The sequence below is a fragment of the Thalassospira sp. CH_XMU1458 genome, from assembly GCF_037027205.1.
In the GTDB taxonomy this organism is placed as follows: domain Bacteria; phylum Pseudomonadota; class Alphaproteobacteria; order Rhodospirillales; family Thalassospiraceae; genus Thalassospira; species Thalassospira tepidiphila.
The window spans coordinates 784,289-800,011 of record NZ_JAYMDW010000002.1 but is presented as its reverse complement, the minus strand read 5'-3'; the positions used below and the strand labels follow the sequence as shown (position 1 = coordinate 800,011).

The 15,723-nt window shown below is 53.8% G+C and carries 17 protein-coding genes and 1 tRNA gene; 14 read left to right on the top strand and 4 right to left on the bottom strand.

What is annotated here, in order from left to right:
- Positions 1-28: 28 nt before the first annotated feature.
- Positions 29-478 carry an outer membrane protein assembly factor BamE gene (locus WBY09_RS11135; protein WP_008891102.1) on the bottom strand — a complete coding sequence of 150 codons (450 nt, stop codon included), beginning with the start codon at positions 476-478 and terminating at the stop codon, positions 29-31.
- Between the two features lie 165 nt (positions 479-643).
- Here WBY09_RS11135 and WBY09_RS11130 point away from each other — a divergent pair, with 165 nt between their 5' ends.
- The 7 genes from WBY09_RS11130 to WBY09_RS11100 all read left to right on the top strand — a co-directional run bounded on the left by WBY09_RS11130 (position 644) and on the right by WBY09_RS11100 (position 5,221).
- Positions 644-1,216: a ubiquinol-cytochrome C chaperone family protein gene (locus tag WBY09_RS11130; protein ID WP_008891101.1), complete on the top strand. Its 573-nt coding sequence runs from the start codon at positions 644-646 to the stop codon at positions 1,214-1,216.
- The gene (locus WBY09_RS11125) at positions 1,209-1,787 is read left to right on the top strand and encodes a YceD family protein (RefSeq protein WP_008891100.1); all 579 of its coding nucleotides are present in this window, start codon (positions 1,209-1,211) and stop codon (positions 1,785-1,787) included. Before WBY09_RS11130 ends, WBY09_RS11125 begins: the two co-directional genes overlap by 8 nt.
- A gap of 255 nt (positions 1,788-2,042) precedes the next feature.
- Positions 2,043-3,122, top strand: coding sequence for a phosphate acyltransferase PlsX (gene plsX, locus WBY09_RS11120; RefSeq protein ID WP_063089467.1), 1,080 nt, complete (start codon positions 2,043-2,045; stop codon positions 3,120-3,122).
- A 41-nt stretch (positions 3,123-3,163) separates the two neighbouring features.
- Positions 3,164-4,135 carry a beta-ketoacyl-ACP synthase III gene (locus WBY09_RS11115; RefSeq protein ID WP_336232730.1) on the top strand — a complete coding sequence of 324 codons (972 nt, stop codon included), beginning with the start codon at positions 3,164-3,166 and terminating at the stop codon, positions 4,133-4,135.
- A 155-nt stretch (positions 4,136-4,290) separates the two neighbouring features.
- Positions 4,291-4,581 carry an integration host factor subunit alpha gene (locus tag WBY09_RS11110; protein ID WP_008891097.1) on the top strand — a complete coding sequence of 97 codons (291 nt, stop codon included), beginning with the start codon at positions 4,291-4,293 and terminating at the stop codon, positions 4,579-4,581.
- Between the two features lie 12 nt (positions 4,582-4,593).
- Positions 4,594-5,076, top strand: a complete 483-nt coding sequence (locus WBY09_RS11105) for a MerR family transcriptional regulator (RefSeq protein WP_336232729.1) — start codon at positions 4,594-4,596, stop codon at positions 5,074-5,076.
- Positions 5,077-5,144: 68 nt separating this feature from the next.
- Positions 5,145-5,221, top strand: a tRNA-Pro gene (locus WBY09_RS11100).
- 46 nt (positions 5,222-5,267) lie between these two features.
- Here WBY09_RS11100 and WBY09_RS11095 read toward each other — a convergent pair.
- Entirely contained in the window at positions 5,268-5,846 is a 579-nt protein-coding gene (locus WBY09_RS11095; RefSeq protein WP_336232728.1) for a histidine phosphatase family protein, read from the bottom strand.
- A gap of 117 nt (positions 5,847-5,963) precedes the next feature.
- A complete protein-coding gene (locus WBY09_RS11090; RefSeq protein ID WP_064781426.1) occupies positions 5,964-6,209 on the bottom strand; it encodes a hypothetical protein in 246 nt (81 codons plus the stop codon).
- 103 nt (positions 6,210-6,312) lie between these two features.
- Here WBY09_RS11090 and cutA point away from each other — a divergent pair, with 103 nt between their 5' ends.
- Both cutA and WBY09_RS11080 read left to right on the top strand, forming a co-directional pair.
- Positions 6,313-6,669, top strand: a complete 357-nt coding sequence (gene cutA, locus WBY09_RS11085; RefSeq protein ID WP_008891093.1) for a divalent-cation tolerance protein CutA — start codon at positions 6,313-6,315, stop codon at positions 6,667-6,669.
- 63 nt (positions 6,670-6,732) lie between these two features.
- The gene (locus tag WBY09_RS11080) at positions 6,733-7,296 is read left to right on the top strand and encodes a septation protein A (protein ID WP_120226037.1); all 564 of its coding nucleotides are present in this window, start codon (positions 6,733-6,735) and stop codon (positions 7,294-7,296) included.
- An 83-nt stretch (positions 7,297-7,379) separates the two neighbouring features.
- Here the strand turns inward: WBY09_RS11080 and WBY09_RS11075 are convergent, their stop codons facing one another.
- On the bottom strand, positions 7,380-8,585 hold the full coding sequence (locus WBY09_RS11075) for a bifunctional 2-C-methyl-D-erythritol 4-phosphate cytidylyltransferase/2-C-methyl-D-erythritol 2,4-cyclodiphosphate synthase (RefSeq protein ID WP_336232727.1): 1,206 nt from the start codon (positions 8,583-8,585) through the stop codon (positions 7,380-7,382).
- Between the two features lie 116 nt (positions 8,586-8,701).
- On the opposite strand from WBY09_RS11075, the gene ccsA reads away from it, so the two are divergent.
- From ccsA to WBY09_RS11050, 5 genes are all read left to right on the top strand, one after another.
- Positions 8,702-9,508, top strand: coding sequence for a cytochrome c biogenesis protein CcsA (gene ccsA / locus WBY09_RS11070; RefSeq protein ID WP_063089477.1), 807 nt, complete (start codon positions 8,702-8,704; stop codon positions 9,506-9,508).
- Between the two features lie 275 nt (positions 9,509-9,783).
- Complete coding sequence (dusB, locus tag WBY09_RS11065; RefSeq protein WP_336232726.1) at positions 9,784-10,794, top strand: tRNA dihydrouridine synthase DusB; 1,011 nt, start codon at positions 9,784-9,786, stop codon at positions 10,792-10,794.
- Between the two features lie 56 nt (positions 10,795-10,850).
- Positions 10,851-11,996 carry a two-component system sensor histidine kinase NtrB gene (locus tag WBY09_RS11060; protein WP_008891088.1) on the top strand — a complete coding sequence of 382 codons (1,146 nt, stop codon included), beginning with the start codon at positions 10,851-10,853 and terminating at the stop codon, positions 11,994-11,996.
- Positions 11,993-13,441: a nitrogen regulation protein NR(I) gene (ntrC, locus tag WBY09_RS11055; RefSeq protein ID WP_336232725.1), complete on the top strand. Its 1,449-nt coding sequence runs from the start codon at positions 11,993-11,995 to the stop codon at positions 13,439-13,441. Before WBY09_RS11060 ends, ntrC begins: the two co-directional genes overlap by 4 nt.
- The gene (locus WBY09_RS11050) at positions 13,438-15,714 is read left to right on the top strand and encodes a sensor histidine kinase NtrY-like (RefSeq protein WP_336232724.1); all 2,277 of its coding nucleotides are present in this window, start codon (positions 13,438-13,440) and stop codon (positions 15,712-15,714) included. The genes ntrC and WBY09_RS11050 overlap by 4 nt, the downstream gene beginning before the upstream one ends.
- The last annotated feature ends 9 nt before the right edge of the window (positions 15,715-15,723 follow it).

Here is a 15,723-nt window from a genome sequence, read left to right as displayed (position 1 = left end):
GACAGATCTCTTAATCTGCTCAGGCGGCTTATTTCTGCTCGCTGAAGCGGCCGAGGTTGCCGAACAGCTGTTGCAGGATGGTGATTTCACGACCGGCAGTCGGTGTAACGCGGTCCGTCGGGATAACCGGCTTGCCGTCTTCGAGGTCATATTCACTCAGGATTTCGACGCGATTGGCCGCATCGAAGCTGATCAGAATCACTTTCTGCTGGACGGTTTCGGGTTCGAAGAACGCAACGGTCTCGGTCACACTGGAAATATAAAGCCAGACATTTTCGTCAAAGGCGGCAACCGATGATGGCGATCCCAGAATATTGGTGACATCACCCTTGGTCGATTCTCCGACAGAGATCTGTTCAAGCTGTTCTGGGTCCGGCGCGTGGCCGCGGGTCGCAATTCTGGGGCTGCAGGCAGCGACAAAGGCAATAGCCAGCCCTGCCAGCATGATCAGGGGAATGCGGGTAGTTTTATTATCCATGAAGCTCACCTGAGCGACCCTCTTCTTGAAGCGAAACCGGAATTGCCTTGAGTTTCTGCGCGAGGCGCATGATATTGCCGGGCAATGCATGGGGCAGACATGCCCCAATGAGATTTACGGCATTCTGCGTGCCACGACAGGAATGTCAACGAAGGAGTGTTACTGTTGTTTGGATGGCTTAAGAAAAAAGACCGCAAGCAAACTGCTGCGTTCGAGCTTTACACGGCAATGGTAACCCAGGCGCGCCAACCGGACTTCTACGCAAAGCTTGGCGTTCCCGATAAGATGGAAGGGCGCTTTGACCTTATTCTCGTTCATGCATTCATCCTGTTTCGCCGTTTGAAGGCCGATGATGGTGACCGTGATCTTGCACAGCGCATCTTTGATGTGATGTTTTCTGATCTTGATCAGAACATGCGTGAAATGGGGATCGGCGATGTCGGTATCCTGAAACGGATCCGCAAGATGTCTGAATCCTACCATGGGCGCATTGTTGCCTATGAAGAAGGTGTTCAGTCTGGCGCAGCCGAGCTTGCCGCCGCACTGGACCGTAATCTTTACGCTGACTGTAATGTTAGCAATGAACAACTTATGGCGATGGTCGGCTATATCCACGACGCGCTGACCAGCCTTGAAAATCAAACCATTTTGCAAATGCAGAACGGCGCGGTTCATTTTCCCGATGTCCCGGCTGTTGCTGTATCTGACTCGCACGAGAAAGAACGACCTGATGCCTGATAATTTTACCCCCGAGTTTTCCCGTATTGTCAAAACCGATGAAATGGTCAGTGGCAAAGAGAAACTTGTTATTGAAGCCAACGAAAAGGAACGTGCCGAACTGGCAAAACGGTTCGAGCTGGTTTCAATTGATAGCTTGCGCGCCGAGCTCGAAGTTAAAACCGCGTCAAACGGCGAAGTTACCGTGCGTGGCCCGATGAGTGCCGAAATCGTTCAGCGCTGTGTCGCAACACTCGAGCCCGTGCCGGAAACCGTTGAAGATACGGTCGAGGTTCTTTTCTCGCCGCATGTTTCCGAAGAAGACATGCCGTCAAACCCGGACGATCTTGAAAATCTGTCGGAAGCCGAATTGATGGCGCTGCTTGAACAGCCCGAGCCGCTTGTTGATGGCATGATTGATCTGGGCGAGGTTGTTGCACAGTTCCTTGCCGTTGCGATGGACCCTTATCCGCGCAAGGATGATGCAGAGCTGCCGGACTCGATCCAGACCGAAGAAGAGGCCGACGCCGACAAACCCAACCCGTTTGCGCAGCTTGCAGGCCTTAAAGAACAGCTTGAAAAGAAAAAATAGTGGTCATCCGGGCGGGAACGTCTGATGATTAGGCTTGTTGAATATGCCGGTATTTACCGGCATTTCACATTTTGACTGCACTATGATCGCGTTCACGCTGTTATGGTGTGGGCAGCCGGAATGTGCTTTACCTTGTATCTGGTCGAGAATTCCGGTAATTACGGGCGTTCCGGCCCATTGATGACAAGCTTTGCCTATTGGCTTGCCTGCCGGATATCCGGTTCAGAGATTTTAGAACAACCATAAGAGAATACGTTGCCTGAACAGGTTTGCATATCACTTGACGCGATGGGAGGAGACCACGCGCCTGAGATGGTTTTGGCTGGTGCCGAAATTGCACTCAAGCGTTTGCCCCATCTCAAGTTTCTGATGTTTGGTGATGAAGCGAAACTCAAACCGCTTTTGGCCAAATATCCAACACTGGAAGCTGTCAGCGACATCCGCCACGCTTCGCAGGAAGTCATGATGGAAGACAAACCTTCCGTCGCGCTTCGCCAGCGCCGTGATTCCAGCATGCGTCTTGCCATCAACGCCGTCAAAGAGGGCGACGCACAGGGTGTCGTGTCTGCCGGGAATACCGGTGCGCTGATGGCGATGGCCAAGTTCGTTTTGAAAACTGTGCGTGGCATCGATCGCCCGGCAATCGCCACCTATATGCCGACACAGCGCGGCGAGACGGTGATGCTTGACCTTGGCGCAAACATCGAATGTGACGAACACAATCTTGTGCAGTTTGCCCTGATGGGGGAAGTCTTCACACGGATCCTGTTTGGTCTTGAAAAACCGTCTGTCGGTTTGCTCAACGTTGGTATTGAAGAACTCAAGGGGAATGAGTCGGTCAAGAAAGCCGCGGCGATTTTGCGCGACATTGATCTGCCGATCCGTTTTGAGGGCTTTGTCGAAGGGGATGACCTGGCCAAGGGGACGGTCGATGTGATCGTGACCGACGGGTTTACCGGCAACGTTGCGCTGAAAACCGCAGAAGGTACTGCGCGTCTGCTGGTGCATTTCCTGCGCGAGACGTTCAAAAGTTCGTTCTTTGCCAAGATCGGTTATCTTCTTGCCCGTCGTTCGCTTCAGCGTTTCCGTGATCGCATGGATCCGCGCCGTTATAACGGGGCCATGTTGCTTGGCCTGAATGGCATTGCGGTCAAAAGCCATGGCGGCACTGACGCGCTTGGTTTTTCCAACGCCATCGGGGTTTGCCACGATCTGATCGTGAACAACCTCAATGACAGCATCAAGCACGAGCTTGCACTATTTGAAGAGGCCATGAGCGGCCTTGAAAATGCGGAGCAAGAAGACGTTGCCGTTCCTGTTGGTCAAGCCAACTGATTAACCCACCAGAAAAACAGAAAACCGGCGGTCCCCAAATCATGACAACTCGTTCTCGCATTATTGGTTGCGGTTCATATTTGCCTGCAAACGTTGTAACCAATGATGATCTGGCCAAGCGCGTTGACACGTCAGATGAATGGATTGTTGCCCGTACGGGCATTCGTCAGCGCCACATCGCGGCCGAAGGTGAAACCACCAGTGATCTTGCCTTTGCTGCTGCCAAAAGCGCGATGGAACATGCCGGTGTCACATCTGATGACATCGATCTGATCATTGTTGCGACTGCGACCCCGGACAACACATTCCCGGCGACAGCCACCAAGGTGCAAAATCGCCTTGGGGTCAAAGGGTTCGCCTTTGATGTTCAGGCGGTTTGTTCGGGCTTTATCTATGCGCTGACGACGGCGGATATGTATATTCGTAACGGTCAGGCCAAAACCGCGCTTGTCATCGGGGCGGAGACTTTTTCGCGTATCCTTGATTGGGAAGATCGCCGGACTTGCGTGCTGTTTGGGGATGGTGCGGGGGCTGTCGTCGTGCAGGCCGTTGAAGGCATGGGCACGATTGAAGACGTTGGTATTCTTGCCAACCGTCTGCATTCTGATGGCAGCAAGTATGAGCTTCTTTATGTCGATGGTGGGCCGTCTGCGACCCAGACCGTCGGGCATTTGCGCATGGAAGGTCAGGAAGTCTTCCGCCACGCTGTGACAAACCTTGCAAGCGTTATCCGCGAAGTTCTGGCCGATACCGGCCTTGAGCCGGGCGATATTGACTGGCTGGTACCGCATCAGGCCAACCAGCGCATTCTCGATAGTACGGCGCGCAAGTTTGGTATTTCCAAGGATAAGGTGGTTGTGACGGTTGATCGTCACGCTAACACGTCTGCGGCGTCAATCCCATTGGCATTGGCCGAGGCCGTCCATGATGGACGTGTCAAACGCGGTGATATTGTCGTGCTGGAAGCCATGGGTGGCGGATTTACCTGGGGCGCATCGTTAATGCGTTGGTAAAGCCGGACCATTTGTACGGAATGACACAAATTCACGTGAAATTCTTAATTTTCACAACATTCCGTCAAAAAGCATTGTATCCTGTTGATATTGAGTGATTTCGCTACCAGATATAGCCTTGTAAATTAAGTCCCGTAATTAGGAGGCGGCCTGTCATGTCGGAAACAACGATTACCCGTGCGGATCTCGCGGAAGCCGTTTATCAGGAAGTTGGTCTGTCGCGGAATGAATCCGCCCAACTGCTTGAAACTGTTCTCGATGAAATTTCATCGGCACTGATCAAGGACGAAGTTGTAAAAATTTCCTCTTTCGGAAGTTTCTCTGTTCGTCAAAAAGGTCAGCGTATCGGACGAAACCCGAAAACGGGTGAAGAAGTACCGATCCTTCCGCGTAAGGTGCTTGTCTTCCGGCCTTCACAGGTCCTGAAAGCCCGAATTAACGCTTAAGAAAAAGAAGTCATGAAAACGAACTTGGGGGCTGCGGCGGGAACTTCCCGCCGGACAGCAAAGTCTGACTCTGCTTTTCGTACAATTAGCGAGGCTGCAAAGGAGCTTGGTCTTCAGCAGCACGTCCTGCGGTTCTGGGAATCCAAGTTTCCCCAGATCCAGCCGATGAAACGGGCAGGGGGCAGACGTTATTATCGTCCAGAAGACATTGATTTCCTTGCCCATATTCGCACGCTGCTGCACGATCAGGGCTTTACGATCAAGGGGGTGCAAAAGCTCCTTGATCAGAACAAGGGCAAGTTGCCATCGGAAATCGCTGTAACCGGTCAGGACGCAGAGACGGGCGCATCGGATATGGCGCCGGGCGCTACTGTGTCTGGAATGACCAATGTCTCCGGTCCGGACAAAACAGCCCTGAAAGCTGTTTTGGGCGAACTCGAAGAACTTCAGGCGATCCTGCGTACAGGCCTGCAGGACGTTAAAAAAAATCCATAAAAACCATTTGCGTCTTTGGCGTGGCGCCGCTATTTATCGAGCCGCGCCAAACGGCGCAACTCTACGGTCGGAGCGTGGCGCAGCCTGGTAGCGCACCTGCATGGGGTGCAGGGGGTCGGAGGTTCGAATCCTCTCGCTCCGACCAATTATCTCCCCTTTGATATTATTGCGAAATTTCGCGTCTTGGAATGTTACGGCATCAGGCGCGCAAGCACGTCCAGTTCCTTGCCATCATCAGACATCCTGAACAGAATGATTTCACCGGACCGCGGGAAAATGTCGGTCAGGGCGGTGATGTTCACCTGATGGGTCACCAGTAACAGCTTTTCATCACCAGAAAGGCTGGCAAGCTTTGCTTTGATTTCGGCGGTCTGTGCCGCTCCTGTGCTGCGATTGCGGAAAAAGGAATTTAGTGCGGGCTCCTCGGTCACCTGGCCAAGGTCAAGCAACCGTGCGGTATCAACGCAGCGGCACCACTGGCTTGTCAGGATTGAGGTTAGTTCAATCCCCATCTCGCGGATGCGATCGCCGGTTTGACGCGCTTGTTGGCGGCCGGTGTCGTCCAGATTGCGCTGTGTCGTGCAATCGCCAAGGGTGAAGTTTGCCGGATCGCCGGTGCCCGGCGCAATGGCATGGCGCATCAAGGCATGAACACCGTCAGACTGCCAGATCTGCCACGCTTCGTCGGAGGCGGCAGCCGCCAGAGGAAGGCATAGCAATGCACCCAGAACAGTAACCACCCGGAACATATTTCGCAGCAATATCGGCATGAACCTTACCCATCAGTTGCCATCAGCAAGATGAGTCTGATACCCGCAATCATCGGGATCGGATCAGATCGGTCAGGATTTTGCGGGTTTGGCAGGCCAAGCGTAGGGGAGGGAACGTTAATTGCCTGCGCTTGCGACCCGACGCCCTTCATCTGTCAGCTTGCAGATCAGCCAATCGGGTTTGACAGGGTTGTCAAACCACGGTGCTGCCCAGCCATGATCAATACAGCTTCGAACCGTTTTTTCGCTGATCTGTTTGCCATTGCCGTCAAAAAGCGGCAATTTGCCACCGGGCTGGCTGAGACCACGGCGCAGCCATTCAAGCTGCACATCGGTCGGTTTCGAATGTTTTTTCCCCGTCATCGGTACTCCTCGCACCGTTATGATATGATTGGTGATACAAACATCGGATGTTAGGTCCTGACCCTGATCAGTGTGACGGATTATCAACCATGGAGCAATCGCAATGACGCCAGAAGAGTTCCAACCAAGTGAGATGTCATTTCTGTATGTTACGGTGCCTGACATGGATATGGCGCGTGTGATTGCGGGTGGTGCTATTCGCGAAAAACTGGCGGCCTGTGCCAATGTCTTGCCTCATATGACTGCGATCTATGAATGGGATGGCGATGTCGAGGAAGAAACCGAGGTGGTGGTTATCCTTAAAACGTCAAAAACAAAGGCGCTTGAATTGGCGCAATGGGTCGAAGATCACCACCCATATGAGGTTCCCTGTATTCTTGAGCTCCCGTTGGGGCGTGGCAATCACGACTATGTTTCATGGCTGCAAACCCAATTGGGATCCGGATCACGGCTGATGTGATTGCATCTGGTGGGCATGCCCCCTAGGATGGCGCAAATTTATTCCATGGGATGATACGAGTTAATGAACCAGCTTACCAAAATGGCCCTCGAAATGGGGCCGTTGGTCCTGTTTTTTGCGGTGAATGCAACGACCAACCTGATGACAGCAACGGCAGTGTTCGTCGCCGCCACCGTCGTAGCACTCGCGACGTCATATGCGCTGGCGCGAACCATCCCGGTGATGCCGCTGATCGGTGGGGTGTTCGTCATCGTGTTTGGTGGCCTGACGCTGTATCTCGATGATGAATTGTTCATCAAGATCAAGCCAACCATTGTGAACTTGCTGTTTGCCAGCATCCTGTTTGGCGGACTGGCAGCAAGAAAACTGTTCCTGAAGCTGGTTCTGGAAAGCGCGTTCAAGGCAACCGATGAAGGTTGGCGCATTCTGACCTGGCGTTGGGCGTTCTTCTTTGTGTTTCTTGCCGTGGTCAATGAAATCGTCTGGCGCAATTTCTCGACTGATACCTGGGTGGCCTTCAAGGTCTGGGGCATTATGCCGATCACCATGGTGTTTGGCATGGCGCAGGTGCCGGTGCTGATGAAGCATCAGTTGCCAGAAGAAGAAGGCGACAAGGCCGCGTCCTAAGTTTCTGATGCGCGCGCATATCCTTGAAATGCAAAAGGGCAGGATTTTGATCCTGCCCTTTGTTTGTTGGTCTTCGCGGTTGATCAGTTGATCGGAAGGGCAACACTGACGGCCGCCTGTGCGGCAATGCCTTCTTCGCGCCCGGTAAAGCCAAGTCGTTCGGTCGTCGTGGCCTTGACGTTGACGCGGTCCACATCAATCCCAAGAATTTCCGCGACTTTTTGACGCATTGCCGGGGTGTGTGGCCCGATTTTCGGACGTTCACAGATCAGCGTCACATCGACATTCACAATCCGCCCGCCACGCTTGCGGACAAGGTCGGCCGCGTGTCTAAGGAAGATGTCAGACGCCGCACCTTTCCATTGCATGTCGCTTGGCGGGAAGTGTTGGCCAATGTCGCCTGCGCCAATCGCGCCCAGAATCGCATCGGTCAGGGTATGCAGGCCAACATCGGCGTCGGAATGGCCTTCAAGGCGCGCGCTGTGCGGGACTTCTACCCCGCAAAGGATGCAATGATCCCCGGGCGCGAAGCGATGAACATCAAATCCGGTGCCAGCCCGATATTCTTCTTGCGACATGTGCGCTGTTTCCTTGTCTGTCGTATTTGCCCAGCTTTGTGCCCGGCCAAAATCATCCCGGTGAGTGATCTTGTCATTGTTGGTGGTGCCGGCAACACAGATTACATCAAGCCCGATGGCCTCAAGCAGGGCTGCATCGTCGGTAAATTCCTGGCCTTCGAATTTCTGATGCGCATCGAGAATCGTTTTGAAATCAAACCCCTGTGGGGTTTGCGCACGTTGCAGGGTTTCGCGTGCAATCGTTTTGGTGATGACGCCATCGCGATCTGTCTGCTTGATGGTGTCTGCAACGGGAAGGGTGGGTATCGCCCCCGGATGGATCTGAAGTGCTGTCATAACCCGATCAATCACATCATCGGATATCCCCGGGCGTGCTGCGTCATGGATCAGAACAATATCCGGTCCCTTGGCCTCAAGGGCGCGCAATCCGTTCAGAACCGATTGCTGCCGGGTGTCACCACCTGGCACTGGTGCTGGGAGTGATCCGGTTTTATCCAAGGTCGCTGTTGCGCTTTCATACCAGTCCTGATGGGCGGGATTATAGACCACCTGAATAAGGTCGGGATCGGTATGACGTGCAAAGCATTCGATGCAATGTGCAAGAATGCTTTTGCCGCCAAGCATGTGATATTGTTTTGGTATCGGGTCGCCAAATCTGCTACCGCTGCCGGCAGCGACGATGACAACGCCTGTTTTTTGGGTCATAAACATAAAGCCATGGCTTGTCGTGAGTGCGCCGCAGGCTATCTTTCTGCGGAGGTTTTGCCAAGTCGGCAAATGCAATATCGGGGTCGCGATTGATCCTGGAGACTGAAACGGGTTTCAAGATGCTTGCAGCATATATCCATATCCTTGCCCTGTTGCCCCTGACCGGACAGATCATGCGCCCTGAACCACGGCGTGATATCTGGCTTTATGCATCCATTTGTCTGGCGGCTGTCGGCACGATGGTGTTGCTGGGGGTTACCGGCGAGGAAGTTCAGTCCCGCGGCTTTGCTGCAGCCCTGCATTGGTCGGAACTAACGGTGATCCTGATTTTCGGTGGGCTGGTAATTTGCAAGGGCCCGCATCAGGTCTGGCGATTGGCTGGGTATATCGGCGGCTATCTGCTTCTTTTCGCGGTTTTGGCGGCGGTCTTCCGGGTATTTGGTAACAACGTTGCTGAAACCGTGGATGGGCCGGCACTTTATTCCGGTTGGCTTTGGGCGCATATCGGCAGTTCATTGATCACCTATGCGCTTGTGACTTTGGCAGCGATTGCGGCGATGGCTTATGTCGTTCAGGAATACGCCCTGAAAAAACGCAAGCCGACCCGTTGGAGCCGCCGTCTGCCGCCGCTGCGCGACAGTGAATACATGTTGGTCGGGTTTTTGAAATGGTCGGCCTGGATCCTGATCATCGGGATCATTTCGGGCTTTGCGCTTCGGTATGTTGAAGGTCAGAGCCTGTGGGAAATCGACCACAAGATGCTTCTGACCTTGCTGGGTTTTGCGACCATTTGTGTGCTGATCTTTATCCATGAACGCTCTACCTTGCGCGGGCGCATGGCCGTGCGCTTTGTTCTTGGCGCCTGGTTGCTTTTGACCTTGGCGTTTCCGGGCGTTCGGTTGGTAACCGGCTATATTATCGGCTAGCCCGAAAGCAGGACGACCAGATAGCCCTGCCAGATTGTGTCTTGCTCAATTTTTACGATCATCCTTTTGATGTATGCATAATTGCTAGTCATTATTCTGGCATGTACAAGCATTCCTGATCGGATGGTTAGTCCCGGCAATGTTGAACTTTCGTCGGATTTTCCTAGAATTTTCAGGTTTGAAACAACGATAATTGCATCAACAGGCTGAGAGTTGTTGCATGTCGTGGCCAGTTTTATTAATCTGCCCAAGTTTTAGGCAATTGGAATTCCTTCATGTCATTGCAGATCGGTTCTGTACATGTGCCAGAGAATGTTGTGCTGGCACCGATGTCAGGTGTGACTGACCTTCCGTTTCGACAACAGGTCCGCCAGTTTGGCGGACATCTTGTTGTGTCCGAAATGATTGCGTCGGATGCCATGACCCGCATCCAGCGGCATGAAAAAGAAGTCCGTAAAATGCATGGCGATTGTGCGGCTGAAAGCCCGCTTTCGGTTCAGCTTGCCGGCACCGAACCCGAAGAAATGGCCGAAGCAGCCAAGATGAACGAAGCCCGCGGGGCCATGATCATCGATATCAATATGGGGTGCCCGGCCAAGAAGGTGACCAAGGGCTATGCCGGTTCGGCACTGATGCGTGATGAAAAGCTGGCCGCCGATATTATCAAGGCGACGGTGGATGCAGTGTCGGTTCCGGTGACGTTGAAAATGCGTCTTGGCTGGGATGATGATAACCGTAATGCCCCGAAGCTTGCCCGCATTGCCGAGGATCTGGGGATTGCGATGCTGACCATTCATGGGCGCACGCGCTGCCAGTTCTATAAGGGTGATGCCGACTGGGATGCGATTGCACTGGTCAAGGAAGCGGTATCGATCCCGGTTCTTGGCAACGGCGATGTAAACAGCGAAGAAGACGCCAAGGAACTGCTTGAACGATCCGGTGCAGACGGGGTCATGATCGGACGTGGGGCTCAGGGGCGCCCGTGGTTCCTTGCACAGGTGTCACACTATCTTGCGACGGGGAAAAAGCTTCCGGCGCCAACACTCGAAGTTCAGCTTGAGACCATCCTGCGTCACTATGATGCGATGATTGATCATCATGGCCGTCAGGGTGTGCGCATCGCGCGCAAGCATCTTGCTTGGTATTGCAACAGCCTGCGCAATGCGACGGAATTTCGTCGCGTTGTCAATGTGTTGGATGATCCTGCCGAAGTCAAAAATCAAATCCGGTCGTTCTATGAACCGTTGATCGAAAACGAAATCAAACTGGATCAGGCAGCCGCCTGATTACCTCATAACAATAATATGGCGACGGTCAAAAACTGTTGTCGGGGAAGATATGCATGAGACTGGGATTTGGAAAAGGCAATGGGGTCGACCCGACCGGCGTTCTGAACGCGATTGCGAGTGCTGTTGTCGTGGCCAACCGGGATGGCAAAATCAAGTTCGTCAATCAGGCCACCGAGCAACTGTTTAACACAAGTGCCGCCGTGCTGTGCCGCAGTGACCTGACGGATTTCATCCCGCAGGACAGCCCTGTTTTTTCCCTGATCAGACAGGCCGTTGATGAAGCAACCTTGGTGGCCGATCATAATCTTTTGATCGAAAGCCCCAAAATCGGCAAGCACACGGTTAACCTTACCGTCGGGTCCATGCCTGATGACAGTGATTGTGCGGTTCTGACTTTTGAGCCGCGTTCGATCGCGCAAAAGATCGATAACCAGTTGCTGAGCCGAAACTCTGCACGCTCTGTCAGTGCCATGGCGGCCATTCTGGCGCATGAAATCAAAAACCCGCTTTCGGGTATTCGTGGTGCCGCGCAATTGCTTGAGCAAACCAGCAACGAAGATGATCGTGTGCTGACACGCCTGATTTGTGATGAAGCCGACCGCATTGTCGAACTCGTTGACCGGATGGAGATTTTCTCTGACAAGCCTCTGGAACGTGGCGCTGTCAACATCCATACGGTTCTTGAGCATGTGCGTCGTCTGGCCGAAAACGGCTTTGCCAAGAACCTGACATTCGAAGAAATCTACGATCCGTCGTTGCCGCCGGTATTTGGCAATCGGGATCAGCTTGTTCAGGTGTTTTTGAATCTGATCAAGAATGCCGGTGAGGCGGTCGATCCAAAGGATGGGGTTATTACCATTTCGACCCGCTATCAGCATGGTATCCGCCTTGCTGTGGCAGGCGGTGACGCACGTGTTCACCTGCCACTGGTGGTGTCGGTGCGTGATAACGGGCCGGGTATTCCGCAAGACATGCGCGAAAGCCTGTTTGACCCGTTTGTCACGACAAAGCCGACTGGATCGGGACTTGGCCTTGCGCTGGTTGCGAAAATTATCAATGACCATGGCGGTGTGATTGAAGTGAAAGATGTGCCCGGGGGAGGTGCAGAGTTTCAAATCATGCTGCCAATTTACAATCGGGCATTGGCCGAGGGGGCCGCTGATCCGATCATAATTAATAACAGGGAAGAAACCGCATGAGTACGAGCCCTGCGAGAATTCTGGTTGCCGACGATGATCGGGCCATTCGCACTGTCCTGACGCAGGCATTGTCCCGTCAGGGACACGAAGTCCGAAGCACTGGCCATGGCCGCACACTTTGGGACTGGATCGCCGATGGGGATGGCGATCTGGTGATTACCGATGTGATGATGCCTGACGAGAACGGGTTGGATATGGTGCCGCGCATTCGCAAGCTGCGCCCGGACCTTCGCGTTATTGTCATGAGTGCTCAGAATACGCTGATGACGGCGGTGAAGGCCGCGCAGCGCGGCGCATTTGAATATCTTCCAAAACCGTTTGATCTTAATGAGTTGATGGGGATTGTTGATCGCGCACTTGAGACGCCGCAGGCAAATGAAACCGGTAAGTCCGAGGATGAGGAGGGCGATGATCGCCTGCCACTGATCGGCCGTTCACCGGCGATGCAGGAAATTTATCGTGCGCTGGCGCGTTTGATGAATACCGACCTGACGGTGATGGTGACCGGGGAAAGCGGTACGGGCAAGGAACTGGTTGCGCGTGCACTGCATGAATATGGCGGACGCCGCCATGGTCCGTTTGTTGCCATCAACATGGCCGCCATCCCGCGCGAACTGATCGAAAGCGAACTGTTCGGCCACGAAAAAGGCGCCTTTACCGGTGCAAACGAACGCAAGGTCGGCCGGTTTGAACAGGCCGAGGGCGGTACGCTGTTTCTTGATGAAATCGGCGATATGCCGCTTGAAGCCCAGACCCGCTTGCTGCGCGTTTTGCAGGAAGGCGAATATACCCGCGTTGGCGGGCGTACGCCCATTCGGGTCAATGTGCGCATTGTCGCGGCCACACACCGTGATTTGCGCAAGCTGATCCGCGAAGGCACGTTCCGTGAAGATTTGTTCTATCGCCTGAATGTCGTGCCGATCCGTCTGCCGTCGCTGCGTGAACGGCTGGAAGATATTCCGGAACTGGTCAATCACTTCCTGATGCAGGCCAGTGAAGAGGGCCTTCCGCGCAAGACGCTGTCGTCCGAGGCGATGGCGCGCCTAAAAGCGCACCGCTGGCCGGGCAACATCCGAGAACTTGAAAACATGGTGCGTCGCCTGACGGCGCTTTATTCGCATGATGTCATCGGTGTCGATGTCATCGAGACCGAGTTTTCCGAGAATAATATCAGCGAAGCCACACCAACTGCAGAACCACAGTCGCTTTCAGAATCCATTGAACGCCATGTTCGCGAGTATTTTGATGCCCATGATGATGATCTGCCTGCGAACGGTCTTTATGATCGCATTTTGCGGGAAATGGAGCGTCCGCTTTTGAACGTGACGCTTGAAGCAACACGGGGCAATCAGGTCAAGGCCGCAGAGGTTCTTGGCCTTAACCGCAATACGCTGCGCAAGAAAATCCGTGATCTTGGACTGGAAGTCGTCAGGGGCACGAAATGAATAATACCGACCGTTCGATCTCCAACCGGTTCTTGCGGTCGGGCTTTGTACGGTTTCTGGGGCGGCTGGGACAGTCACGGCGTTTTGCGTTCGGATTGGTTACGGCTGCCCTTGTTTCGGTAACGGCGACCTATCTGGCGATGACGGGGACGGCGCCATTCCGGCCTGATCCGCGCCTGATTTTGTTGCTATTGAACATCGACCTCGTGTTGGTGTTGCTGTTGGCGACTCTTGTGGCGCGCAAGCTTGTCCAGATCTGGGTGGAACGGCGGCGCGGCGTTGCCGGGGCCAAGCTTCATACCCGTATGGTTTTGATGTTCTCGCTGGTGGCGGTGACACCGGCGATTGTGGTTGCAATATTCTCGGCACTTTTCCTGCATTTCGGTATTCAGGGCTGGTTTAGCGACCGCATCAGAACCGCCGTTGAAGAAAGTATGGTGATTGCCGATGCCTATTTGCGCGAACATCAGGAACTGATCCGCGCGGATGCCTTGGCAACCACCAGTGACTTGCAGCGTTTCGGCGTCAATTTCTCGACCAGTCCGGACCGCATTTCGAACTTTCTGACCGATCAGGCGCTGGCGCGCGGGTTGCCGGAAGTGATGATGGTCGACGGATCCGGTCAGATTATCGCCCAATCCGAATACAGTTTTTCCTACGATACCAATCAGGTTTCGGTGCCACCGGAAGTCTTTGATGAAGCACGGCAGAAAGACGTCGTGCTGATGATCGGATCAAGCGATAACCGCATCCGCGCAATCGCCAAAATCCCAAGCTTTATTGATGCCTTCTTGCTGGTTGGTCGTTTTGTCGACCCCAACGTTCTGGATCGCATCGACAAGGCGCGGCGTGCGGTTGACGCCTATGAGAGTCTTGAAGGTGAACGTTCGGGGATCGTGATTACCTTTGTCATGATCTTCGTTCTAATCTCTGTTGTGCTGCTTTTGGCGGCTGTGACGTTGGGTCTTATGGTGGCAACCCGTTTGGTCCAGCCTGTGTCGCAGTTGATTACCGGCGCGGAACGTGTGCGCGACGGGGATTTGTCTTTCCGTGTGCCGCTTGACGGGCAGGGCGATGAGCTTGAAGCGCTTAGTCGTGCGTTTAACCGCATGACAGCCCAGCTTGAAACCCAGCGCAATGAACTGATTGCAGCCAACCGGCTGAACGATGAACGGCGTCGCTTTACCGAGGCCATCCTTGGCGGGGTTACCGCCGGCGTGATTGGCCTTGATCCGGCACGCAAGATTGATCTTCCAAACCGCAGTGCATCGGATCTTCTTGGCGTTGATCTTGAGGATTACCTGGCACAGGAACTGACCGACGTTATTCCGGAGTTTCAGCCACTGTTTGACGATTTTGCCCGCGACGGAGATCGCAGCAAGCCACGCCAGATCGAAATTCGCCGTGATGGGGTTAACCTGACGCTGATGGCGCGTGTGACAGCGGAATGGGCCGATGATGGCACGGTGTTTGGCTATGTCGTGACCTTTGACGATGTCACGGAACTTCAGACCGCACAGCGTATGGCAGCCTGGGCTGATGTCGCGCGCCGTATCGCCCATGAAATCAAAAACCCGCTGACACCGATCCAGCTTTCAGCAGAACGTTTGAAGCGCCGGTATCTGAAGCAAATCACTGATGATCAGGAAGTCTTTACGACCTGTACCGATACGATCATCCGACAGGTTTCCGATATCGGGCGGATGGTCGACGAGTTTTCCAGCTTTGCCCGCATGCCATCACCAACCATGCGATTGGAAAACATCGGTGAGCTGGTGAAAAGTGCGGTCTTCCTGCAAAAACAGGCGCACAGCAATATCACTTATGATTTTGACCGCAGTGGCATCGAAGATCTGCAAATTTCGTGTGATGCGCATCAGGTCAATCAATGCCTGACCAATACGCTCAAGAATGCGGCAGAGGCGATTGAAGGCCGTGAAAAGCCCACAGAGGGTGAAGTGCCACCTGGCAAGATCGAGATTTCAGTCGCGGTGTCGCCCGACAATCAACGCGTTTTTGTGGCTGTGTCGGATAACGGCAAGGGCCTTCCGGCAGAACATCGCGAACGCCTGACCGAGCCCTATGTCACCACCCGATCAAAGGGAACCGGGCTTGGATTGGCGATCGTAAAGAAAATCATGGAAGACCATGGTGGAGAGCTTATACTCTCCGACGGCGTTGAAAGCGGAGCTACGATTACGCTATCTTTCCCAAAGGTTGTAGAAGCCGAAATTGATAGTATGGCTTCGGACGCACATTCCTCAGGCAATTGATTTAGTTGT